23 protein-coding genes and 2 tRNA genes are annotated in these 24,640 nt (G+C 26.7%); 12 read left to right on the forward strand and 13 right to left on the reverse strand.

Annotation, left to right across the window (positions count from 1 at the left end):
- Window positions 1–5: 5 nt before the first annotated feature.
- From ACA134_RS07865 to ACA134_RS07875, 3 genes are all read left to right on the forward strand, one after another.
- Window positions 6–497 carry a 4Fe-4S dicluster domain-containing protein gene (locus tag ACA134_RS07865; protein WP_409199866.1) on the forward strand — a complete coding sequence of 164 codons (492 nt, stop codon included), beginning with the start codon at window positions 6–8 and terminating at the stop codon, window positions 495–497.
- A gap of 4 nt (window positions 498–501) precedes the next feature.
- Window positions 502–882: a 4Fe-4S dicluster domain-containing protein gene (locus ACA134_RS07870; RefSeq protein ID WP_409199867.1), complete on the forward strand. Its 381-nt coding sequence runs from the start codon at window positions 502–504 to the stop codon at window positions 880–882.
- Window positions 883–1,257: 375 nt separating this feature from the next.
- Window positions 1,258–2,100, forward strand: a complete 843-nt coding sequence (locus tag ACA134_RS07875; RefSeq protein WP_409199868.1) for a fumarate hydratase — start codon at window positions 1,258–1,260, stop codon at window positions 2,098–2,100.
- Between the two features lie 5 nt (window positions 2,101–2,105).
- Here the strand turns inward: ACA134_RS07875 and phoU are convergent, their stop codons facing one another.
- The 7 genes from phoU to ACA134_RS07910 form a co-directional block, all read right to left on the reverse strand.
- Entirely contained in the window at window positions 2,106–2,798 is a 693-nt protein-coding gene (gene phoU, locus ACA134_RS07880) for a phosphate signaling complex protein PhoU (RefSeq protein WP_409199869.1), read from the reverse strand.
- 12 nt (window positions 2,799–2,810) lie between these two features.
- Entirely contained in the window at window positions 2,811–3,560 is a 750-nt protein-coding gene (gene pstB, locus ACA134_RS07885) for a phosphate ABC transporter ATP-binding protein PstB (protein WP_409199870.1), read from the reverse strand.
- Between the two features lie 4 nt (window positions 3,561–3,564).
- Complete coding sequence (pstA, locus tag ACA134_RS07890) at window positions 3,565–4,419, reverse strand: phosphate ABC transporter permease PstA (RefSeq protein ID WP_409199871.1); 855 nt, start codon at window positions 4,417–4,419, stop codon at window positions 3,565–3,567.
- On the reverse strand, window positions 4,416–5,294 hold the full coding sequence (gene pstC, locus ACA134_RS07895; protein WP_409199872.1) for a phosphate ABC transporter permease subunit PstC: 879 nt from the start codon (window positions 5,292–5,294) through the stop codon (window positions 4,416–4,418). The genes pstA and pstC overlap by 4 nt, the downstream gene beginning before the upstream one ends.
- 121 nt (window positions 5,295–5,415) lie before the next feature.
- Window positions 5,416–6,231 (reverse strand): phosphate ABC transporter substrate-binding protein, encoded by an 816-nt coding sequence (locus ACA134_RS07900; RefSeq protein ID WP_409199873.1) that lies wholly within the window; start codon window positions 6,229–6,231, stop codon window positions 5,416–5,418.
- A gap of 245 nt (window positions 6,232–6,476) precedes the next feature.
- Complete coding sequence (locus ACA134_RS07905) at window positions 6,477–7,364, reverse strand: PhoU domain-containing protein (RefSeq protein WP_409201092.1); 888 nt, start codon at window positions 7,362–7,364, stop codon at window positions 6,477–6,479.
- A 15-nt stretch (window positions 7,365–7,379) separates the two neighbouring features.
- Complete coding sequence (locus tag ACA134_RS07910) at window positions 7,380–8,180, reverse strand: phosphate ABC transporter substrate-binding protein (protein ID WP_409199874.1); 801 nt, start codon at window positions 8,178–8,180, stop codon at window positions 7,380–7,382.
- 297 nt (window positions 8,181–8,477) lie between these two features.
- Between ACA134_RS07910 and ACA134_RS07915 the strand changes: the two genes are divergently transcribed.
- From ACA134_RS07915 to ACA134_RS07925, 3 genes are all read left to right on the forward strand, one after another.
- Window positions 8,478–9,449: a helix-turn-helix transcriptional regulator gene (locus ACA134_RS07915; RefSeq protein WP_409199875.1), complete on the forward strand. Its 972-nt coding sequence runs from the start codon at window positions 8,478–8,480 to the stop codon at window positions 9,447–9,449.
- Window positions 9,450–9,711: 262 nt separating this feature from the next.
- On the forward strand, window positions 9,712–11,538 hold the full coding sequence (locus ACA134_RS07920) for an ABC transporter ATP-binding protein (RefSeq protein WP_409199876.1): 1,827 nt from the start codon (window positions 9,712–9,714) through the stop codon (window positions 11,536–11,538).
- The gene (locus tag ACA134_RS07925) at window positions 11,516–13,261 is read left to right on the forward strand and encodes an ABC transporter ATP-binding protein (protein ID WP_409199877.1); all 1,746 of its coding nucleotides are present in this window, start codon (window positions 11,516–11,518) and stop codon (window positions 13,259–13,261) included. Before ACA134_RS07920 ends, ACA134_RS07925 begins: the two co-directional genes overlap by 23 nt.
- A gap of 10 nt (window positions 13,262–13,271) precedes the next feature.
- On the opposite strand, the gene ACA134_RS07930 is transcribed toward ACA134_RS07925, so the two are convergent.
- The 3 genes from ACA134_RS07930 to ACA134_RS07940 all read right to left on the reverse strand — a co-directional run bounded on the left by ACA134_RS07930 (window position 13,272) and on the right by ACA134_RS07940 (window position 14,331).
- Window positions 13,272–14,057 carry a hypothetical protein gene (locus ACA134_RS07930; protein ID WP_409199878.1) on the reverse strand — a complete coding sequence of 262 codons (786 nt, stop codon included), beginning with the start codon at window positions 14,055–14,057 and terminating at the stop codon, window positions 13,272–13,274.
- Between the two features lie 83 nt (window positions 14,058–14,140).
- A tRNA-Thr gene (locus ACA134_RS07935) sits at window positions 14,141–14,213 on the reverse strand.
- A gap of 35 nt (window positions 14,214–14,248) precedes the next feature.
- A tRNA-Leu gene (locus ACA134_RS07940) sits at window positions 14,249–14,331 on the reverse strand.
- A gap of 725 nt (window positions 14,332–15,056) precedes the next feature.
- On the opposite strand from ACA134_RS07940, the gene ACA134_RS07945 reads away from it, so the two are divergent.
- From ACA134_RS07945 to ACA134_RS07960, 4 genes are all read left to right on the forward strand, one after another.
- Window positions 15,057–15,221: a 4Fe-4S binding protein gene (locus tag ACA134_RS07945; RefSeq protein ID WP_409199879.1), complete on the forward strand. Its 165-nt coding sequence runs from the start codon at window positions 15,057–15,059 to the stop codon at window positions 15,219–15,221.
- A 12-nt stretch (window positions 15,222–15,233) separates the two neighbouring features.
- Entirely contained in the window at window positions 15,234–15,995 is a 762-nt protein-coding gene (locus tag ACA134_RS07950) for an adhesin (protein WP_409199880.1), read from the forward strand.
- A 1-nt stretch (window position 15,996) separates the two neighbouring features.
- Window positions 15,997–17,271, forward strand: a complete 1,275-nt coding sequence (locus ACA134_RS07955) for an oligosaccharide repeat unit polymerase family protein (RefSeq protein ID WP_409199881.1) — start codon at window positions 15,997–15,999, stop codon at window positions 17,269–17,271.
- A gap of 62 nt (window positions 17,272–17,333) precedes the next feature.
- Window positions 17,334–18,152: a hypothetical protein gene (locus ACA134_RS07960; RefSeq protein ID WP_409199882.1), complete on the forward strand. Its 819-nt coding sequence runs from the start codon at window positions 17,334–17,336 to the stop codon at window positions 18,150–18,152.
- A 379-nt stretch (window positions 18,153–18,531) separates the two neighbouring features.
- On the opposite strand, the gene ACA134_RS07965 is transcribed toward ACA134_RS07960, so the two are convergent.
- The 3 genes from ACA134_RS07965 to ACA134_RS07975 all read right to left on the reverse strand — a co-directional run bounded on the left by ACA134_RS07965 (window position 18,532) and on the right by ACA134_RS07975 (window position 21,123).
- Window positions 18,532–18,732: a hypothetical protein gene (locus ACA134_RS07965; RefSeq protein WP_409199883.1), complete on the reverse strand. Its 201-nt coding sequence runs from the start codon at window positions 18,730–18,732 to the stop codon at window positions 18,532–18,534.
- Between the two features lie 108 nt (window positions 18,733–18,840).
- Window positions 18,841–20,856 (reverse strand): ferrous iron transport protein B, encoded by a 2,016-nt coding sequence (feoB, locus tag ACA134_RS07970; RefSeq protein ID WP_409199884.1) that lies wholly within the window; start codon window positions 20,854–20,856, stop codon window positions 18,841–18,843.
- A gap of 30 nt (window positions 20,857–20,886) precedes the next feature.
- On the reverse strand, window positions 20,887–21,123 hold the full coding sequence (locus ACA134_RS07975; RefSeq protein WP_409199885.1) for a ferrous iron transport protein A: 237 nt from the start codon (window positions 21,121–21,123) through the stop codon (window positions 20,887–20,889).
- A 907-nt stretch (window positions 21,124–22,030) separates the two neighbouring features.
- Between ACA134_RS07975 and ACA134_RS07980 the strand changes: the two genes are divergently transcribed.
- Both ACA134_RS07980 and glmM read left to right on the forward strand, forming a co-directional pair.
- Window positions 22,031–23,269, forward strand: a complete 1,239-nt coding sequence (locus ACA134_RS07980) for a 2,3-bisphosphoglycerate-independent phosphoglycerate mutase (RefSeq protein WP_409199886.1) — start codon at window positions 22,031–22,033, stop codon at window positions 23,267–23,269.
- Window positions 23,270–23,272: 3 nt separating this feature from the next.
- Window positions 23,273–24,622 (forward strand): phosphoglucosamine mutase, encoded by a 1,350-nt coding sequence (gene glmM / locus ACA134_RS07985; RefSeq protein WP_409199887.1) that lies wholly within the window; start codon window positions 23,273–23,275, stop codon window positions 24,620–24,622.
- The last annotated feature ends 18 nt before the right edge of the window (window positions 24,623–24,640 follow it).

Raw genomic sequence — 24,640 nt, forward strand, 5'->3', positions numbered from 1 at the left:
GAACCATGGAAAAAATTTTTGTTCAAAAAGATTTATGTGATGGCTGTTTAGATTGTGTAAATGCATGTACATCTATTCACCAAGGTTCTAGAATTAAAATTTTAGATATTGATGATAATTACTATTCCATTGTTTGTCAACAATGTGAAAATGCTCCATGTAAAAAGATTTGTCCAACAGAAGCAATCGATGACATGGGAGTAGATGAAAACAAATGTATTGGTTGTGGATTATGTCAAATCATATGTCCTTTTGGATCTATAACTATTGAAAAAGTAGCACAAAAATGTAATATGTGTGCAGATACAGGACAAGAACCAGCTTGTATTGCAGCATGTTCTAAAAGAGCTATTTCAAAAATGGATGCTGATTCCATTATTCAAGAAAATCAGAAGAAATACATTGAAAAACTTACAGGAGCTAATGAAAAAATATCTCCTAAAAAGTTTATGGACTTAATTACTTCAGATTCTAAAGCTAGTAAAGATTTAGAGTGAAATAATGAGTGGAATTTCAGTTAATCCCAATAAATGCATTGATTGCTCAATATGTGAAAGGTCTTGTCCTAGTAATTCCATTAAAGTAAAAGATGGTGTACCATTATTTTGTATGAATTGTGAACCAGATAAGGCAAATTGTCTTAAAATTTGCCCAACTGGTGCTATTGAATCCCTTGGTGGAGCAATCATATTAAATAAAGAAAAGTGTAATGGATGTGGAGCATGTCAAGATGTTTGTCCAATTGGTGCAATAGATATTGGTAAAAATAGTGCAAATAAATGCAATTTTTGTGTTGGTAAAGATACAAAAGAATGTGTTGAATCTTGTCCTACTAATGCTTTAACTGATGATGAAAACACAATTTCTGAAACAAGTAGCTAATTTTTAAATAGCTACATTTTTATTTTTTAAATAATGCTTATGAAATACAAAGCTAAAATAGAAATAATATTTGCAGTAATCATATTAGCGATTACTACACTATTTTTATTAACTAATCAATTAGCAATAAAAACAAATCAAAGGATATTTCCAATAATAATAGCAATATTAGGCTTATTAACAAATATTGTAATATTATGGCCTGAAAAATATAAAAAAAAGTCCAAAATATCTATTGTTATATCAATAATAACAATTATCTTTTTAATGTTATGTATTATAATCATAAATGATTTTATTTAAATTATTATTTTAATAAATAATAAATACTTATTTTTACATAAATTTAATTAATTAATTTTCAAAGGTTAGATTTTGATTAGTGAAGAAACTATTATAGAAACTGTATCTGAACTTTATAAAAAAGCTGTCATAGAACTTGGTGAAGATGTAAAAATATCACTTGAAGGTGCACTTAAAAGTGAAGATAATGAACTTGGTCAGTTAAATATTGAAGCTATTTTGAAAAATATTGAACTTGCTGAGAAAAATAATATTCCGATGTGTCAAGATACAGGACTACCTGTTGTTTTTGTTAAACTTGGAAATGTTGAAGTTCAAAATCTTAAAGAATCTATTGAAAAGGGAATTATAAAAGCTACTGAAGAAGTTCCACTTAGACCAAACATTGTAGATCCTATAAACAGGAAAAACACTAATAATAACATTGGAAATTATATTCCTCCAATCGATATTGAGTTAATTGATTCAGATTACTTAGAAATAACTATTTTTCCAAAAGGTTTTGGCTCTGAAAACAATAATGCGCTTAAAATGGCATTACCTAGTGAAGGAATTAAAGGAATTAGTGATTTTGTAGTTGAAACAGTTTTAAAAGCTAAAGGTAAACCATGCCCTCCAACTGTAATAGGTGTTGGAATTGGTGGAACATCAGATTTAGCTATGAAACTAGCAAAAAAAGCATTATTAAATGATATCACATCAGAAAATCCTGATAGTGAATTAAATGAATTAGAAAAAGAAATTAAAGAAAAAATTAATTCTTCAGGAATAGGACCAATGGGTCTTGGTGGTAAAACAACTACACTAGCAGTAAAATGTATAAAAGCTGATACCCATACTGCAGGTTTGCCTATTGGAGTATGTATCCAATGTTGGGCAAATAGGCATGCAACAAAAAAGATATATGATAAATAGAATAGCTATTCTATATCTTCTTTAATATCTTCTATATCTGGTCTTTCGTTTGTTTTTATAAATATTGTCCTAGTACCAATACTTACAACTCTATCAGCTATTCTCTCAAGAGATCTAGCAATAAATATCACATGAATAATTCCAAGTGCATCATCTGTTTTTTGAGCTAGTAATGCAGTAGTTTGATCTAAAATAGAATCAAATAAATCATCAACTCTATTATCTTCATCTTTTAATTGTTTTGCCATTTCTAAATCTTGATTTAAAAATGTTCTAATTCCTTTACTTAACATTATTTGAACATAATCAGCCATGTGTTGCAAATCATTTGTTAAAGTAGCTGGAAGATTTAAATCTTGTGTTAACTGGGAAGATTCAGCTATATTTGCAGATAAATAACCTATTCTTTTTGCATGACTAATAACTCTAATTGTTGATTCAATAAACATCAAATCTCCAGCTAGTGGTTGTTCAATAGCTATAAATTTAATACATTTTCGCTCAAGTTCATAACCTAAAACATCTACTTCTTTACTTTTTTCGATTATTTCCTCTGCAGTTTCTTTATCATAATTTTCTATTAAACGAATAGCTTTAGAATTTGACTCTAAAATCATGTCAAATAATGTAGCTACTTCTTCTTTGATAGATTTCATTCTATCTCTAAATAATAAACTTGGATATTTTTTATTTTGCACTCTTATTCCTCCTTAACCAAATCTTCCTGTAATATATTCTTCAGTTTTTTTCTCTTTAGGATTAACAAACAATTGATCTGTCTTACCACTTTCAATAACTTCTCCACTTAAGAAAAATGATGTGAATTTTGATACTCTTGTTGCTTGTTGCATATTATGAGTAACCATCACAATAGTATACTCATTTTTAAGTTTGTGAATTAAGTCTTCTATTTTTAATGTAGATATTGGGTCTAATGCAGAACATGGTTCGTCCATTAAAATTACTTCTGGATTTACAGCTATTGTACGAGCAATACATAATCTTTGTTGTTGCCCACCAGATAAACCCATAGCAGAGTTATCTAATTTATCTTTCACTTCATCCCAAATAGCTGCTGATTTTAAACTTTCTTCAACAATTTGTTCTATAATATCTTCATCAGTTTCTCCATGAATCCTTAAACCATAAGCTACATTTTCATAAATAGATTTAGGAAAAGGATTAGGTTTTTGAAAGACCATTCCTACTTTTTTTCTTAAGTTAACAACATCTACTTTATGATCATAAACATCTTTACCATCTAATAATATTTCACCATCATGTTGAAAAGATGGTATTAAATCATTCATTCTGTTTATTGAACGGATAAATGTTGATTTTCCACAGCCAGAAGGTCCTATAAGAGCAGTTACAGAGTTTTCTGGAATAGATACATTAACATTTTTTAAAATATGAGATTCTCCAAAACTAACGTTTAAATTTTTTGATTCAATTTTCATCTCTTTATCTTCCTAAAATCTTTTTTTGATATCTTTCAACAATAATATTTGTAATAAAAGTTAATAAAAGTACAATTACAACAAGAACAGCTGCAGTACCATAAGCATTTTCTAAAGAAATTCCTTCAGTAGCTAAAACATACAAATGCAATGGTAAGGGTCTTCCTGGATCAAATAATGATATTGGAATAGTTAATGCTGAACCTACTGCAAACATTACAGCTGCTGCTTCTGATATAGCTCTTGTAATAGCTAGTATTATTCCTGTAATAATTCCTGGAATAGCTGCTGGTAAAACTACATTAATAATAGTTTGAAGTTTAGTTGCTCCTATACCATAGCTACCTTCTTTATATGCTCCTGGAATTGAAAGTAGTGTAACTTCTGAAACTTGAAAAATTGTAGGTAGTGCCATTAAAGCTAAAACCAGACCACCTGATAAAATTGACCAACCTAAACCTAGAAATACTACAAAAAATGCTAGACCAAATAGACCAAATATAATTGAAGGAATTGATGCTAGTGTTTCTGCACCAAATCTTATGATTTTAATTAATTTTTGATTACTTGCATATTCACTCATATAAATAGCTGCTCCAACACCTAAAGGAGTAGCTATTAAAGCTGCAATAAGAGTTACATAAATACTTGAAATAATCATTGGAAATATTCCGCCTTCTTTACCAGAATCAATAGGAGATCCAAATATAAACTCTAAATTAATAGCTGGTAGTCCTCTAATAATTACATAACCTAAAACAATTATAAGTATTAAAAATGTTATAATTCCAGATAATATAAAAATAACATTCATTATTTTTTGAGATGTTTTAGGAGACCATAACCTTTTAGAATTCATAAGGTTCCTCCTCCTAAATCCATACCATGTTTATTTTGAATATAATTTGCAATAATAAGCAAAATAATGATTATAATAAATAGTATAACTGCAGTTGCAAATAATGCATTGTAATGTAAACCTGTTGCATATCCCATCTCTAAAGCAATATTTGTTGTGAGTGTTCTAACAGGATCAAAAATTGAGCCTGGAATTTGAACTACATTACCTGCAACCATAATAACAGCTAATGTTTCTCCAATAGCTCTTCCAATACCCAAAATAATTGCAGTTACAATCCCTGGTAATGCTGCAGGTAAAATTATTTTTCTAATTGTTTGCCAATGTGTAGAACCAAGTCCAAAAGATGCTTCTTTAAATTCATGTGGAACAGATTTAATTGCATCTTGTGATACAGACATTATTGTAGGTAATATCATAACAGCTAAAATAAGACTTGCTGTAAATATACTGAAACCTGTTCCTCCAAAGTTTTCTCGGATCAAAGGAACTAAAACAGTCAAACCAAAAAATCCATAAACAACTGAAGGAATTCCAGCTAATGTTTGAATAACAGGTTTTAGAAAAACTCTAACATTATTTGGAGCTATTTCTTCTGTAAAAACAGCACATAATAATGATAATGGTACTGCCATCACTAATGCTACAAATGTAACTAATAAAGAACCAATTATCATTGAAAAAACACCATATTTATCTTCACTTGGCATCCAATCTAGACCAAACATAAACTGGAAAAATCCATATTCTTTAAATGCTGGAAGTGCTTCTGCAAAAATAAATATAAGTATTGTAAAAATAATTAAAATAGAAAAAATAGCTGTTATAAACAAGCCTTTTTCAATTAAAAACTCATTGATTTTTTCGCGGTCCATAATTTAATCCCATTATTTTATAAAAGTTTAATAATTATCTTTTTAATTACTTAATTTTAATTAATATTTTAACATATAAAATTTTATGTATACTAAAATTATTAATTTAATAATATAAAAGTTATTTAGATGATTTTATTATCTTTTCTTCTTGTAAAACTTTTGAACCTTCTTCTGATAAAACCCAATTAATAAATTCTTTAACTTCACCAGTTGGTTCTCCTTTAGTTAAAAATAAAAATGGCCTTTGAAGTTCATAAGATCCGTCAGCTAAATTTTCTTCAGATGGTTCAATATTATTAACAGAAACTGCTTTAACATCATCACTCATATGTGCAAAAGATACAAATCCAATCGCATTTGGATCTTGGGATACTGATTGTTTAACAGCTTCTGTTGAACTTTGTACAATAGCATCACCTTTAATATCATTATCATCCATTACAATACTTTTAAAAGCATCTAATGTTCCTGAACCTTCTTCACGAGTAATAATATTAATTTCTCCATCACTACCTCCAACTTGATTCCAGTTAGTTATCTCACCAGAAAATATTTTCTTAAGTTGATCATTAGATAAATCTGATACTCCATTTTTATTATTAACAGCTATTACAATTCCATCATTTCCTAATTCATAAATAATTAATCCTTCTTTATCTTTATCATCTAAATCTTTAGAGCTAGTACCAATATCTGCAGAACCTTCTTTTGCACTTTTTATACCTACACTAGACCCTCCACCTTGAACATTAATTTTAGAGTCTGGGTGTGTTTTTTCATATGCTTCAACTAATTTTTCAGCTGTTGGTTGTACAGATGTTGATCCTACAATATTAATATTTGATGAATCATTATTCAATACCATAAAACCAATTAATCCAATTACAATAAATATTCCAATTATTACTAAAATTTTTCTATTATTTTTTTTCATTTATTCACCTCAAAAAACTGTTTTAATTTATCCATATATAAAGCTTGTTATAATGTGAATAATAATTCCTAAAAAGTGAAATAAATTAAAAGAAAATTTTGCAAATTATAAATAATTTCACAAAATAGGAAAAATATATGAAAAAATAGGAAATAAAATAATTTCTAAAAATTTAATGAAAAAAAATAAAATTTACTAAAAAATATTAAAAATTAATACAAAAATAAAATAAAATATATAATAAATTATTCTCTAAAAGCACGAGGAGTACTAGATCTTGGAATATTTTTATGAAATTCCCCAGAAACATCAACAATTTCTACACAAATATCCCCTATTCTTTCAAAAGCTTTAATGACCCTAGATAAATAAATATAATAATTGGATTGTTCAACATCATCAAAAGAAGTTTCTGCCATTTGCATAGCTATAATATTCATAGATTTATTTTGAAGAGAATGTAATTTTTCTTCTAAATCCATTATATCACCTTTAAGTTCAATTTTACTATTTAAAAAAGAATCCATAGATAATTGAATCATTTTTCGAGAAGATTCATATAATTTATCCATATTTTTTAAAATATCATCATCAATACCCTGATTTTCATTAATTACAAATTTAGCAATATGGCCACAATAATCACCGATTCTTTCTAAATCATATGCAACTTCATTAAAAATAACTGATTTTGAAAAAGAAGGTTCTTGATTAATTGTAATAATAGTTTCAACAGAATTTCTTATTTTATCAAATAAATTATTAGTTATAAAATCCATTTCTAAAGCTTCTTCAGCTTTTTTTGAATCATTTTCTAAAACAGAAATAAAAGAAGATTCTAACTGACTTTGAACATGCCTAGACATATTATCTAACATATCATTAATTAATATATTTCCAGACATATCTTTAGATGGAATATTAGAACCAAATGATTCAACTACTTGTTCATAACTTTTTAAATCAATAACATAAGCTTTTTTAATAATATCTTCTTCAATTAAAGGTTTAAGAAGTTCAGTAACATATCGCCTAGTTATTCCTAATTTTTCAGCTATTTCTTCCTGAGTAGAAGGATTTTCATACAATATTAAATCCAATATATCTTTTAATGTTCTATTTCTTTTTTTTATCATTTTCTTAAAAGTTTAATTTGAAGGTACAATTTTTGCATCTTCAATAATTTTTCTTCCTTCATCTGATTTGACCCAATTAATAAAATCATCAATTTCTTTAGAATGATTACTATCAATTAAAAATAAAAATGGTCTTTGAAGTTCATATTCACCTGATTTAATATTATCTTCAGAAGCTATGACTCCATTAATTTTAAGAGATTTAACATCATCACTCATATGTGCAAGAGACATATATCCAATAGCTGCTTTATCAGTTGATACAGCTTGTTTAACTGATTCTGTTGAACTTTGAACAATAGCATCTTTTCTTATATTATCATTACCCATTACAATAGATTCAAATGCACTACGAGTACCAGAACCATCTTCACGTGTTACAACATGAATTTCTGCATCTTCTCCACCAAGTTCTTTCCAGTTAGTAATCTCACCTGAGAAGATTTTTTTAAGTTCTTCAATTGATAAATCATTAATAGTGTTTTCATTAGAAACACCAACAACTATTCCCTCTTTACCAATTTCAATAACTTCTAAACCTTTAGATTCATCAGCTGTTAAATCTTTAGAACTCATACCAATATCAGCTATTCCTTGTGAAACTGACCTAATACCCATACCAGAACCACCACCTTGAACATTTATTTTTAAATCTTCATGGTTTTTAGAATAGCTATTAGCTAATTCTTCTGCTAAAGGTTGAACAGAAGTAGATCCTGCAATATCTATCCTCTCAGTATTCATACCTGAAAGAATAGAAAAACCTAAAAATAATATTATAATGATAATTAATAATTTCAAGCTTTTATTCATATTATCCCAATTGTTTTCTTGTAAAACTTATTTTTATCTTAATATTAGCTTAATAAATCTTAATTCTTAATTAAATTAAATTTATATGAAAAATAAATTCTCTATTTTAATTAAATTTATATAAAAAATAATATAAATTTCATATTATTTAAAAACAACTAATGGAGTATTTTATTAAAATTATTTAATGTAAAAATAGTTATTAAATCTAGATAAAAATTTATTGCATGAAAAATCAAGTGATCACAATTTGTGACCTCTTGAAATAACAATATATAATGATTATTAACGATATTTATGAAAAACAATCCTTTAAAAATAAAAGTTACAGAAGATAGTGAAAATCATTACATGAAAGCTATTAAAATAGATGATTTTACAACTTTATATGAATTTGACTTTGAAGGTAGTGGTAATGGGCAAATGATTTGTTATGAAGTTTTCCCAGGTATATCTTTAAGTAAAATTGATGTTAATGGTTTCCATCTTGATAATTTTAAAAGAATAAATCAAAATAGAGAAATTACAATTAATCATTGCAGAAAAGGTAGATTTGAGTGTAATTTTTATGGAAAATATCAGTATTTAGAAGAAGGAGATTTGGTTGCAGTTACAAAATCTGCTCATGAGAAATATTCTGGTTTTCCTTTAGGTTATTATGAAGGTATAGAAATTTTTATTGATATGGAAATAGCTAAAAATTCTTTAAATAATATACTTGGTTATTCTTTTGATTTAGAAGAGTTATATTCAAAAATATCTGATAATGAGAATATAATTTTAATTAAAGCTACTAAAGAGATTGATCATATTTTTAGTGAAATGTATAATGTTAGTGAAAAGATTAAATCAATGTATTTTAAACTTAAAATTTTAGAGCTTTTTTTATTTTTAGAAATTCAACCATTAGATTATAAACTTGAAAATAGGCCTCAACTTTCAAAAAAACAAGTAGATATTGTTAAAAAAGTTCAAAATGAAATTGTGCAAAATATTAATGAACCAATAACCTTAGAATATTTATCAAATAAATATAATATTGGTATTACTTCTTTAAAGAACTCTTTTAAGACTGTTTATGGTAAACCTTTATTTGCTTGGAGAAAAGATTATCGTTTGCAAATAGCTAAGAATTTATTAAAAGAATCTGATATGGCTATTGGTGATATAGCTTTAAAAGTTGGATATAATAATTCTAGTAAGTTTACTGCTGCTTTTAAACAATATTATAATATCACTCCTAGTGAATATCGTTTAAATCAAAAATAAGTTTTTTGTCTTTTTGGATTATTTTGTCTTTTTAGTTCAATTATATTTATATACTTACTAATTTTAATAATTTATTATGAGTAAAATAATTAGTTAAATTCTATTTTAAGTTATATTTAGCTATTTTTTTATTTAAATAATATTTTTCTTTAATTTCAACAAATAAGTGTTTATAAATGATTAAAATAATATTGTCCTTTTGGGTTAGTGTTATTTAGGTAAACCTAAATTTTTGTTGATGAAATTATTATGAGTTGATTAAATGGAAAAAAATGAAAATAAATTTATACATTTATTGAATTTCTCAGGGAAATTTAAGTATTTGTCAATAGCTGGTTGTATTTTATCAGGCATTAGTGCAGTAATAGGATTAATGCCTTTTATATACATATGGAAGATGATTGAAGAAGTAATAATTGTAATGCCTAATTTTTCAAATGCAGTAAATTTAGTGCAATATGGATGGAGTGCATTAGAATATAGTTTACTTGCAATAGGAATATATTTTATAGCTTTGATGTGTACACACTTATCAGCATTTAGAAATGAAAGTAATATGAAATCAGAAGCTATGAATCATTTATTAAAATTACCTTTAGGTTATTTTTCAAATAAAAATAGTGGTAATTTACGAAAGATAATTGATTATAGTGCAGAAACTACAGAAGGATTTTTAGCTCATTCTTTACCTGATTTAATAGGTGCATTTGTAACTCCTATAGCATTTATAATATTATTATTTAGCTATAACTGGTTTTTCGGAGTATTATGTTTAGTTCCTATGGGCCTAGGATTTATATGTTTGATAAGTATGATGGGAGGAGGTAGAGGGAGTATGATGATTAAATATCAAGGAGCATTAGAAAATATGAATGGTGAAGCAGTTGAATATGTTCGAGGAGTTCCTGTTACAAAAACATTCCAACAAACCATTTTTTCATTTAAAAACTTCTATAAAACAATTCATGATTATAGTAAATTTGTAATTGATTATTCCCTATCATGTCAAGTCCCTTATACTGCTTTTACAGTTAGTGTAAATGGATTTTTTGCACTTTTAATTCCTGCAGGATTATTATTAATTGGATCTGTATTTAATCCAGAAATGTTTCTTGATTTAATATTTTATATGATTTTAACTCCAATAGCTGCATTAATTATGAATAAAATAATGTTTGTAAGTCAAAATTGGTTAATAGCTAAACAAGCACTTTCTAAAATTGATGAAATTTTAGATGAAGAACCTTTAAAAGAAAGTAAAAATCTTCAAGCTATTACAAGTCATAATGTTTTATTTAAAGATGTTTCATTCACATATCCTGGAAATAAAAAAGAAACATTAAAAAATATTGATTTTGAAATAAAAGAAAATGAAACTATTGCTTTAGTTGGTCCCTCAGGTGGAGGTAAAACAACTATAGCTACTTTAATTCCAAGATTTTGGGATGTTGATTCAGGTGAAATATTAATTGGCAATACAAATATTAAAAATGTCAAAGAAAATAACTTAATGGATAATATTTCTTTTGTTTTCCAAAATACCAAATTATTTAAAGATACTATCTTAAATAATGTTTTAATTGGTAAAAAAGGAGCTAGAAAAGAAGATGCACTAAAAGCATTAAGTTATGCCCAATGTGATGACATTATAGAAAAATTACCTAATGGAGTTAACACAGTAATTGGTAAAAAAGGGGTTTATCTCTCAGGAGGAGAACAACAAAGAATTGCACTCGCTCGTGTTATTTTAAAAGACGCTCCAATAGTTATTTTAGATGAAGCTACTGCTTTTGCTGATCCTGAAAATGAATACCAAATACAAAAGGCTTTTGAAAAGATTACAGAAGGAAAAACTGTTCTTATGATTGCACATAGATTATCTACAATTGAAAATGTTGATAAAATTCATGTCATCTCATCAGGAGAGATTGTAGAAAGTGGAAACCATCAGGAACTTCTTGAAAAAGAGGGTCTTTACAATAGTATGTGGAAAAACTATAAAGAATCTGTACAATGGAAAGTTAAAAATTTTGATGAAGAAATAGAACTTGAAAGAGGTGAAGATAATGATATCAGAGTATCTATCTAATAAATTTGCATTAAGTGAAGATGGTAGTAAAAACTTAATCAAAGGAATCATATATACAACACTTTTAAATATTAGTTTAATGTTTCCTGTAGGGCTTTTTATAATATTTTTAAGTCAATATATACCAGATCCTGAAATTATTTCATTTAAATTAGACTTTTGGGTATTCATAGTTTTAATTATAATTGTATTAGCTATAATTTACATATTAAAATCAAAACAATATCATTTTATTTATAATACAACTTATGAAGAAAGTGAGGTTAGACGTGTAAATTTAGCAGAAAAACTAAGAAAATTACCAATGTCATTTTTTGAAAATAAAGATTTATCTGATTTAACAACAACCATAATGGGAGATTGTACTGATTTAGAACATGCATTCTCACATGCAGTTCCTGAACTTGCAGGATCATTAATTTGTATTGTTGTAGTAGGGCTTGGAATGTTATTTTTTAATCTTCCACTAGCTATTGCATTATTATGGGTTATTCCAGTTTCACTTATATTAGTTATAATATCTCGAAAATTTCAAAAAAGAGGTAGTGTTAAAATTGTTAAAAATCGTAGAATTAGTACAGATGGAATTCAAGAATGTTTAGAAACAATTAAAGAAATTAAAGCTTATAATTATGAAGATGATTATTTAAATGGTTTGAATCTTAAAATAAATCGTGTTGAAAGATCAGCTATTGAAGGAGAATTAGTTACAGGCACTAGTGTAATCATTAGTCAAATGGTTTTAAAACTTGGAATTCCAACAGTAATGATAATAGGAGCTAGCTATCTTGTTAGTGGTGAAATTAGTTTATTAATGTTTTTAATATTTTTAATTTCAGCTGCATTTATTTATATTCCAATTCAAGGTTCTTTAGAATTTTTAGCAGAAATTTTTGCAATAAGTGTTAAAATTGACAGAATGAAAGATATTGAAAATCAAAAAATTCAAAGTGGAAATGAAAATTATTCCACCAATGGATATGATATTGAATTTAAAAATGTTAACTTCAGCTATAAAAAAGATAAAGATGTTTTAAGTGGTATTGATTTTACAGCAAAACAGGGTGAAGTAACAGCTTTAATTGGTCCATCAGGTGGAGGTAAAAGTACAATTTCTAAATTAGCTGCAAGATTTTGGGATGCAAACAGTGGCAAGATAACTTTAGGTGGGTGTGATTTAAATACAATAGATCCTGAATCACTTTTAAAAAATTATTCTATAGTCTTTCAAGATGTTGTTTTATTTAATGATACTGTAATGGAAAATATTCGAATAGGTAGACATGGTGCAAGTGATGAAGATGTTAGAAAAGTAGCTAAATTAGCTCGTTGTGAAGAATTTATAAATGACCTATCAGATGGATATGATACGTTAATTGGAGAAAATGGTTCACTTTTATCAGGAGGAGAACGTCAAAGAATTTCTATTGCAAGAGCTCTTTTAAAAGATGCTCCAATAATTCTTTTAGATGAGGCAACTGCATCTTTAGATGTTGAAAATGAATCAGAAATACAAAAAGCATTATCTGTACTTATTAAAAATAAAACTGTTCTTGTAATCGCTCATAGAATGCGTACAATAGCTAATGCTGATAAGATTGTAGTTTTAAAAGAAGGTAAAATTGTTGAACAAGGTATCCCTCATGAATTAATTAAAAATGAAAATGGATTATATAAGAAGATGGTTGAAATTCAAAATAAAGCTGGAAAATGGAAATTATAAATTTTCATTTCTATTTCTTTTTTTTATCTTTAAACATATCATTTGATACAAATTCAATGTCTTCTGCTGGTGCATTGATTTGTGTTTTCTTTTTAGGAGAATTCATTTTTTGATAATCATCATTTATTTTATCTACATCACGAGTAATTTTTTTTGGATTATTTTTTAATTTTAAATCTTCTAAATCCTCTTTAGAAATTTTTTTATTTGAATAATATGCATTATAACTTAATTTTATAATTAAATAAGCTAAAATTAAAAAAGCTATAATAGCTAAATAAAAATCAATTTGTAAGTATGCATCTCTATACAAGCCTACAATAGGAGTTTTTAAATCAATAAATCCTTTAAGTAAAAATATAATACCTGCACCTGCTAAAGCTATACTGTCATAAATATTAAGTTTTTTTGTTTTTAAAAATATAGGATAAACACTAATAAATAAAGTAGAAAATCCTAAAATCCTATATAAATTATTACTAACTAAATCTTGAAGATATAGGTATGCATGTAAGAAATTACTTCCAACATATCCTCCTTCAGCTAGGAAGGCTAAAATTAAGATTAATTGAATAAGAGCAATAACTATTAATGGTAGAAGATAGATTAACTCACTTTCAAATTTGCTAATATCTGCATTATCAATTCGTTTTTCAAGAGATTCTGATAAAAAGTTATAAATTACTGATGCAATAACAGATCCAATAACTGTACCTGTAACACCTAAGAAACCAGTAGTAATTGCAACAATACCAGAAATAATCCCTGCTAATAATACTTTTGAATGAGCTACCATATTATCACCAATATAAAACAATATGTTTTTTAAATAATTTATATTTTATGATGAGTTTTTTTAAAAAAAAATTGTTATAAAAGAGCCTTAGGGGGGATTCGAACCCCCGACTTCCACCTTACCAAGGTGGCGCTCTACCGGCTGAGCCACTAAGGCGAATCGAGTTATAAATAAATTTAAAAAGAATTAAGTGCAGGGGAAGGGATTCGAACCCTCGAAGGCCTACACCAGAGGATCTTAAGTCCTCCCCCTTTGGCCGCTCGGGCACCCCTGCATACAATATAAGATTTAACATCATAATATATAAATGTTATTATAATCCTTATTTATAATAAATCTCATTTGATTTAACTTATTTTAGATATTAAATAATATTTTAATAAAATATTACTATTTATAAGTTAATTTTATATAAAGTGGAAGTAGAATTAACACCATAAAATTCTACTTCCCAACACCATTTTTTTAACCACCAAAATTTAAAAAATAGTATCAAAGAAAAATCTTTGACATATAATAATTTTTAATTTGCCCTATATAAAATTTTTGAAAATTTAAAAAAATCTGTTTTTTGTTGTGATTTTCTATGCTGAATTATTGAGAAATAGTGTAATTAAAATATATGTTACTAGTTTAAAGTTATGAATAATTCGATTAATTTTTAAAAATATTGTAAGGGATAATTAAATTAATTAATTTTATTTCTTGTATCTACATGTGCAGATTGAAAAAAAGAAAAAAGTGGTGTTTTAAAGTTTGTTTACAACAATATTATTATATACAAATAACAATTATAAGTTGATATGATAATTTAAACATAAATTAATTGTTAATCTTGCTATTCCATTATCATTTGTAAGTCTATTATAGAAAACATCATTAATATTCGAGTAATATTTATAAATTATTGATTAAGCTTAAAAAGTTTAAAATGTTAAAAAAAATTTAAATAATAAAATTAACATAAACTTAATTAATTTAATTTTTAAAAGGCGTTAAATGAAAATAAATTCCAAAGATTGTGCTTTATGTGATATATGCATTAAAATGTGTCCTGAAAAGGCAATAAAAAAAATAGCTTTCAAAGTCATCATCACTGATAAATGTACAAATTGCGACGAATGTTTAGATGTTTGTCCTGTTGGCGCTATTTTAAAAGATTAAGGAAATGAAAATATGAAAAAACCAAAATTTACAATTGTGGATTATCTTATAATAATTGCAGTAATAGCTGCAGTAGTTTTTGCATTTATACATATTTCTACAGATAATCCTAATGAATCTACTTCATTTGATGCCTCAACAATGAATAAAATTGGAGAAAAATACTTATCTCATTATAGAGAAGGTAAAATAGTTGAAGCGACTATTGTAGGTTATAATGCTACAAATGGAGAAAAACAAGAAATTCATGGTGAAGTTATCTGGTTAGATGAGACTCCATCAAATACTAAGATATTAGTTAATGTTAATGGAACTAATGTTTTAGCTGCTTTTTATAGTGATGTTCCTCAAGCTAGTTTTTATATAGAAACAATTTCTTTAGAAAGCTCAGATAAAAAACATCAAAATCTTACAGAAATTACTGTAGAACCCAAAAATATTACAACTTTAAATGATCTAACAGAAAATCTAAATAATACTGATTATGAAATAACAACTTTTGTAAGTATTAATGATTTAGATAATATGAAAATTCAGGAAGTTATTAATAGCTTATATAAAAATAATTTAAGAATTTCCATAAAATCTGAAAGAGAAGGAGCTCAAAATCAGATTGAAATTCAAAGAGCTACATCTGATGAGATATCTATAGCTAATGATATTTTAGGTGAATCAAGTGGCCTTACAGATAAAATAACTATAAGGCTTTATAATGCATCAGAAAGTGATATTGATAGTATTCCAAATAAAATAAATGTTAGGAAGATAAGCTAGTATGAGCTATTTATATTTAAAAATAAGTTCTATTTTAAATTGTACAATAAAAAAAGTTAAAAATTCCTTTTTATTTACTTTAATTTTTAATATTTTACATTTTATAGAAGATCAATTTGTTAATAGCTATTTTAAAAGGCTTTATCCTAGTGAAAACTTTCTATCATTTTTAAAAAAAAGTAAAATCTTAAATAATTATATTTTTAGCCCTTTAATTGTATTAGTTGTTTTTGCATTTTTTTTGATCTTGTCTATTAATCCAATATCAAAGTCTTTAACAATTAATTTATTTTTAGCTTTTATATCATTTTTTATTGGAGCTATAATACTGCCTAAATTATTTTTAAATAAAGATATAAAATTGCCAAGTTTTAAACTAGATGATATTTATTCAATTGGTTTTTGTCTAATATTAATAGGAATTATCTTTTTTATTATAAGTATTGCATCTGTTGGAGGTTTACCTATTTTAAAACCTTCACTTAGATACTTATTAAGGCCTATTTTAACAATGCCAGTATTTTTAATGATTCCTGGAATTTGTCTTATTGGAGCTGTTTATTTAGAAAAATATAAAAATAATTTAATAACTAGATCTCAAGTTAGATTCAGATTTCTAATTTTACTTATTTTAAGTAGTGTTATATTATTAACTTTAGGTTACAGAACACCACTAATTGCAGTAATACTTATTATAATAATTATGGGTTATTATGGTAAAATACTAGCAGTATGGGAAGTTATAATAGGTGCATTAATTAGTGTAGGACTTATCATAGGAATTGGTTATTTTAGATCACTTGGTGAATATACAATAGGTTCAGCTACTGATCCATTTTATAGTTTAAAAAGTAGAGCTGATTTTACATTACATGTATTAGATTTACTTAATGCAATAAGTGGGGATTTTGGTCTAACTCATGGTAAATTACTTGCAAGTTCAATACCAGGAAGTGAATTAGGTCCAAGAATGATTGTAGGTAAATTAATTGCATGGAGAACTGAGGTTACTGTAACACCAACATTAATAGGTCAAATGTTAGTTGATTTTGGAAGAATTGGTGTAATAGCTGGAATGAGTTTACTTGGATTTATATTAGGAATTGGTTTTAAAATAATCAGAAAAACTAAAAACTACTTTTTTATTGGATTATATAGTTTAATTATATCATATGCTATTGTAGGTGTTGAAACGGGCATATTAGATATTCAAGTTATTTTTTATTATATAATAGCTATTTTAATTTATTTAATTGTAATAATTAAAAACAAATAATCACATAAATATTTATACTTAACCTTATAAATTATCAAGCATAATTAAGTTAAGGTTATACAATGAAAAATTATTTAATTCAAGAAATTAATGACTTTGTTTTAAAAAATAACAATAGCTATTTTGATTTTATCTCATCAAATCCATTTGAAGAACCATTAATAAGATTCGCACCTATTAATGATCCTTTATTTGAAGAGTACAAAACTATTATTGGAGATTTTCATCTAAGTCCAACTGAAGCATTTGAATTTATTTATGGTGAAAATAGTATTAAAGATGGTAGTGTAATCTCTATTGCTTTACCATTAAGTAAACAAATGAAAGAACTTAATAAAAATGATGACATTCCTTCAGAAGAATGGATACTTCTTTTAAAATCATTGAAACCTTTTTTTGCTGATTTTACAGAACATGTTTCTAATACTTTGAAAAAAGAAGGTTATGGTTGTGTAAATCCTAATAGTGAAGAATTCTTTAAAATAACAAAAAATCATGGCCTATCTTCAAATTGGTCTCAAAAACATATTGCATATGCTTGCGGACTTGGAACATTTGGTTTAAATAGTACTTTTATAACTGAAAAAGGTCGTTCTGCATTATTTATATCATTTGTTACAGATTTACTTATTAAAGCTGATATAAGGCCTTATGATAATTTTACAGCTAATTGTTTATTTTTTCATGAAGATGGCTGTGAAGAATGTATAAAAAGATGTCCAGTAGATGCCATATCAGAAGATGGTATTGATAAAGTAAAATGTTATGAATTTACAATTTTACAAAAAAATAAAACTGAAGGTTATGGATGCGGACTTTGTTTAGTAGACGTTCCATGTGAAAATGAAAATCCAATAAAATCAATAAAAAATAAGGCATAATTATATAAAAAAGGTAATTAGCTATAATCAAAAAATTAGTTCCTATTTTCATGATTCATATGAGTTTTTATAAACACTTAATAATATCGTCTATATAAATTAAAAATGTATTATAATTACTTCAAATTTTTTAATTATATAAAAAATAAGTTAAAATCAGTTTATATTAGAAAAAATAACTATAATTAAAGAAGAACTAAAACTAAGAAATCGGTTAATTAAATAACAACATCTCAAAGAATTAGTTCTATATCGAGTTGATTATATGTTTAAGCATATAACCACTAATCATTATGAGTTTAATATAATATAAACTAACTTGTAATTTCTATAAAAACAAGTAATGTATAAGTAAAATAAAAATAGCTAAAATAAGTATTTAATCTTTAGAAGAAAATTTCTTATTAATTTTCTTTTTAATATCTTTTATAAATTGAAATTCTTCATCAAGAACTGGATCATTTCCAAATCCACAATTAGGGCAATGCACAGTACTACATTCTTTTTTTCCGCAACCTGTACAACCTTTACCTTTAATTTCTTCTTCGTTAAAATCAAATCCACATACTCTACATTTCATTTTCTCACAAAAAAATAAAATTATTTAGAAGATTTTTTATCTTCTAAATTTTTCTTTTCCATAAGTTCTTTTAAACTTATTCCTTTAATACCACTTTTACTTCTCATATTATCCAAATCCTAATAACATTCCACCTTGATAAACAATAAAAGATACTACATAGGCTGTAACTGTAGTAATAACCACCATTGTTAAAGGCCATTTCCATGAATTAGTTTCTTGTTTAATTGTACCGATAGCTGCAAAACATGGAACATATAACAATACAAATACCATAAATGAATATGCAGTTAGTGGAGTAAATAGCTGCTGAACAGCAGAATCAAATCCGGGTCCTTCTTCTTCAACTCCGAATAACGAGCTGAAAGTACTTACAACAACCTCCTTAGCAACAACACCAAATATTAATGCTACTGCAGGTTGCCATTCTCCAAAACCAAGAGGTGCAAAAATTGGTGAGATAAGTGTTCCTATTTGACCTGTTACACTTTCTTGAGCCCCATATTCTACGCCCATAGGTAAACTACTTAAAACCCATATAACAATTGATGCTACAAGAATTATTGTACCTGCTTTTTTAAGGAACCCATATGCTTTCTCCCAAGTGTGTAATAAAACTCCTTTAAGTGAAGGAACTTTATAAGATGGAAGTTCCATAACAAATGGAGCACTGATTCCTTTAAATGTTGTTCTTTTTAAGATTGCAGCAATTATAATGGCTACAATAACACCTAATACATATAATGAAAATATAATTAATCCTTGATAAGCTGTGAAAAATGCACCAACAAGTAAAATATATACTGGTAATCTTGCATTACAAGAAATAAATGGCACAATCATCATTGTAAGTAATCTATCTTTTTCATTTTCCATTGTTCTAGTAGCCATTATAGCAGGAACTCCACAACCAATTCCTAATACTAAAGGAATAAATGCTTTACCATGAAGACCTACTACTTTATGCATAATTTTATCTAAAACAAAAGCAGCTCTAGCTAAATATCCACTGTCTTCTAAAATTGTTATCATTAAAAACAACAGAACAATAATTGGCAGAAATACTAAAACTCCACCTACACCTCCGATGATCCCATCAACAATAAGTGATGAAAACCAGCTGTCTCCAAGAGCTCCAGCAACGGCTTCTCCTAACATACCAAAGCCTTCATCTAATGCATCTTGTAATGGTGCTCCTAGAGTAAATGTTATATGAAATACTAAAAACATGATAATAGCAAAAATAGGCAATCCTAAAATCCTATTAGTTACTACACGATCAATCTTCTCTGAAAAAGTTTCTTTTGCAACTTCAGGTTGTTTTACACATTCATTTATTAATCCATCAATAAATGCATATCTAGCATTAGCTATTACTTCTTCAGAACTTTCATTAAAAATATCAGATAAATGTTTTTTAACTTTATCTGTTTCATTTATAATTTGATTAACATTACTTGAATTTTGAACTTTTTCAATTACAATTTCATCTTCTTCAAGTAATTTAATAGCTGTCCATTCAGAAGGGACATCTAATAAGTTATTATCTTTTTCAATTTCTATTTGAAGTTCGCCTATATGTTCTTTTAATTCATCCCCATAAACTAATTTTTTATTACTTTTAATAGGGTTTTTTGAAGCTTCTTCTACTGCGTTTAAAAGTTCGTCAGTACCAGTTTTATCTGTAGCTTCAATTTCTACAACAGGAACTCCAAGTAATTCCGCCATTAATGGAACATCAATATAAATATCTTTTTTTCTTGCAAATTTATTCATATTTAATGCAATTACCATATTTGCTCCAAGTTCCATCATTTGAACAGTAAGATATAAGTTACGTTCAAGATTCGCTGCATCAATAACATTTACAATTACATCTGAATCTTCATCAACAATGAAATCTCTTGAAACGACTTCTTCAATAGAATGTGCGCTTAATGCATAGTTACCTGGAAGATCTATAACATCCATTTCAGTACCATTGTGTTTGAAATGACCTTCGGCCTTTTCAACTGTTTTTCCTGGCCAGTTACCTACATGTTGGCGTAAACCAGTGAGCTGATTAAACAGCGTCGTTTTACCAACATTAGGATTACCTGCCAATCCTATAAGAATATTTTCCATAAATTTTCCCCAAAATTAAATTAAAAAATCTTAACAATCAACTTCAATATTTTTTGCTTCTTCTTTTCTAAGACATATAGAGTATCCTTTTATTAAATATTTGACAGGATCTCCCAAAGGAGCAACTTCATCAACTTTAACAGTAGAACCTTTTACAAAGCCCATACCTAATAAATGTCTTTTTAATTCTGCGTTTCCTTTATTACCATAAGATAAAATCTTACCTTCATCTCCTGGTTTAAGTTCATTTAACATTTTTACAGCCATATTATTCACATCCGTTAATTTTAATAAATATATTGAATTGATATTTAGGTGTTCCTAAATATAAGTTTATTAGGATAACCTAAATTAAATTATGTTGAAACTATTATATAAAGTTTAGGTTATTAAAAATTTTTTTATGGTACATCGAAATCTTTATATACTATCATGAAAATAGTATGTGTGATAATGAATTTAGGTATGACTAAAAATTTTTTAGATGTGAGAAAATCTTTAGATAAAAATTACCTACAATATATTATCATAACTTTTATGGTACGATGACCATTAAAGTGACTCCTTAAAAACATATGTCATAAGAGATTAGTTATCGCTCTTTTCTAATCTTTTAATAAAAAACCATGTCATTCGACAAACAAAAAAGAAATATAAAATCTCCATATTTCTTTCCTCTGGTTTTAAACACGGAGTGTGATCTTCACACTCCAAATATTCAATCAATGAGATGATTAAAATTACTACTAAAAAAAATTGCTGTGAAAAATCTGATACAAAAGAACAAAGTAAAATTAAAACAGCAGTCAAAAAAGTATTTAACTTCTTCTTTGGATGTTGTAAATAACTTATTTTTAATTTTTAAAAAAATATTTAAAGTATAAAAACTAATATTAATTATATAAATTAAGGATTGATTAATATTACTAATGAAAAAAATTGCTGTGATGAATCTAATAAAAATAATCAAAGCAAAATTAAAATAATTATAAAAAAAGTATTTAATTTCTTTTTTGGATGTTGTAAATAATTTAAAGCATTATTTTAAACATAATCTTCTTTTAAAAATATATGAATAGCTATTATTTAATTAATTATTTATAAAATTATTTAAGTAAATTGAAACAAATAAATTAATTATTATCTAAATTTTTTATTATAAATTGGTGTTTAAATGAAAGGAATAATATTGATTATGGATGGAATGGGTGACCGTCCATTAAAAGAACTTGGAAATAAGACCCCTCTTCAAGCAGCTAATACTCCAAATATGGATGAAATGGCTAAAGAAGGTATTACTGGAATTATGGATTCAATAGCTCCTGGAATCATACCAGGTAGTGATACTGCACATTTATCAATTTTAGGATATAATCCTTACGAAGTTTATACAGGTAGAGGTCCTTTTGAAGCATCTGGAGTAAATGTTGATATTGAAAAAGGAGATATAGCTTTTAGATGTAATTTTTCAACTCAAAACAATGAAGGAATTGTTACAGATAGAAGAGCTGGAAGAATAAGAGATAGAACTAATGAACTTTCAGATGAAATAAACTCCATGAAATTAGAAGATTTTCCAAATCTAGAAATAATATTTAAAGAATCAACAGGACATAGAGCTGTTCTAGTTTTAAGAGATTCTGGATTATCTGATAAAGTAAGTGATGCAGATCCTAAGATAGAAGGTAAGAAAGTTAAAGAAATTGTATCATTAGATGGTTCAAAAGAAGCAGAAAAAACTGCTAAAATACTAAATCAATTTATTGAAAAATCATATGAGCTTTTAAAAGATCACCCAGTAAACATTGAGCGAATAGAAAATAATGAAGCACCAGCAAATTTAGTTATTCCTCGTGGGGCAGGAGAAGTACCATATGTTGAAAAGATTAATGAAAAATATAACCTAAGCTCAGCATGTATTGCAGAAACTGGCCTTATTATGGGAATTTGTAGATTCACTGGTATGGACATTATTGAAATGGAAAATGTAACTGGTGGAATCGATACTGATTTAAATGTTATAATTGATACAATTTTAGATCAAGTAAAAAACACTAAACACGATTTCTTTTTAATAAATATTGATGGAGCTGATGAAGCAGGTCATGATGGAGACCTTGAAGGTAAAACAAAATTTATTGAAAAAGTAGATAAGGTTGTTATGAGCAAACTTAAAGATTTGGAAGATGTTTATATCTTCTTAACAGCTGATCATTCAACACCTATTTCAGTTATGAATCATTCTGGAGATCCTGTTCCAGTTTTAATTAAAGGCCCTGAAGTTAAAGTAGATAAAGTTACACAATATGATGAGGTCTCAGTTGCAGAAGGTGGACTTTGTAGAATTAGAGGCTCTGATGTAATGAATATTATGATGGATTTAATGAATAAATCTGAGAAATTTGGAGCTTAAATTATGTCAGATAAAAAGCTTTTTGGAACCTCAGGAATTAGAGGAAAAATCAAAACTGAAATTACAACAGAACTTGCTTTAAAAATCGGAAAATCTTTAGCTACATATCTAGGAAACAAAGGTAAAGTTGTTATTGGATATGATACAAGAACTACAAATCAGATGATGGATCAAGCTATTTCTGCAGGTTTAATTGAAGGAGGAGTAGATGTTTTAAAAGTAGGAATGGTTCCAACTCCTTTAGTAGGTTATGCAACTGAAAAATTAAATGCAGATGCAGGAATAATGATTACAGCATCACATAATCCTTCACAATATAATGGTATCAAGCTATGGAATTCTAATGGAATGGCTTATACTGCATCTCAAGAAGAAGAAATTGAAGCTATCTATAATAATGAAACATATAAATCAGTTGATTGGGATAAAGTAGGTAGTCTAAAAGAAGTAGATGAAATTAAAAAAGATTATATTGATGAATTGGTTAGTTTAGTTAATATTAAACCTGGTTTAAAAGTAGTAATAGATGCTGCATCAGGTGCAGGTTCTGAAATTTCACCAGTTGTATTTAGAAAAGCAGGTTGTGAAGTAATAGCTTTAAATTCACAAATAGATGGCTTTTTCCCAGGTCGTAATCCTGAACCAAATAAAGCGAATTTATCCACATTGATGAAAACAGTTGTATCATCAAATGCAGATTTAGGAATAGCTCATGATGGTGATGCAGATCGTATGATCACAGTTGATGAGAAAGGTAATGTATCTCCTTTTGATTCTTTATTAGTATTAATAGCTAAAAGTTTTGGTGGAACTGTAGTTACAACAGTTGATGCTGGAATGACTATGGATGAAGCATTAGCTAGTGTTGATGGAAAAGTTTTAAGAACTAAAGTTGGAGATGTTAATGTAGCTGAAGTAATTTTAGAAGAAAATGCTACATTTGGAGGAGAACCTTCTGGAACATGGTTACATCCTGATTTTTGCATGTGTCCTGATGGTATATTATCTGGTCTTAGAATTGCAGAAATTGTTTCAAATAAAGGTAAATTATCTGATTTATTAAATGAAATTCCAACATATCCTAATATTCGCCTTAAAATTCCATGTTCTAAAGAAGATAAAGTTAATGTTATGAAAGATATGGAAAATTTGCTTAAAGGTGAATTTTCAGATATTAAAGAAATTAATTCAATCGATGGAACTAGATTAACTTTTGAAGATGGAAGTTGGGTTTTAATTAGACCATCTGGAACTGAAGATTATATTAGAATAACTTTAGAATCTAAAGATGAAAAAAGAGCAGAAAATATTTCTAAAATATGCGAAGAAATTATTAAAAATAACATCATATAATAATTATATATAGAAATA

Origin of the sequence: Methanobrevibacter sp. DSM 116169 (assembly GCF_046197865.1) — an archaeon.
GTDB lineage: Archaea > Methanobacteriota > Methanobacteria > Methanobacteriales > Methanobacteriaceae > JAHKLT01.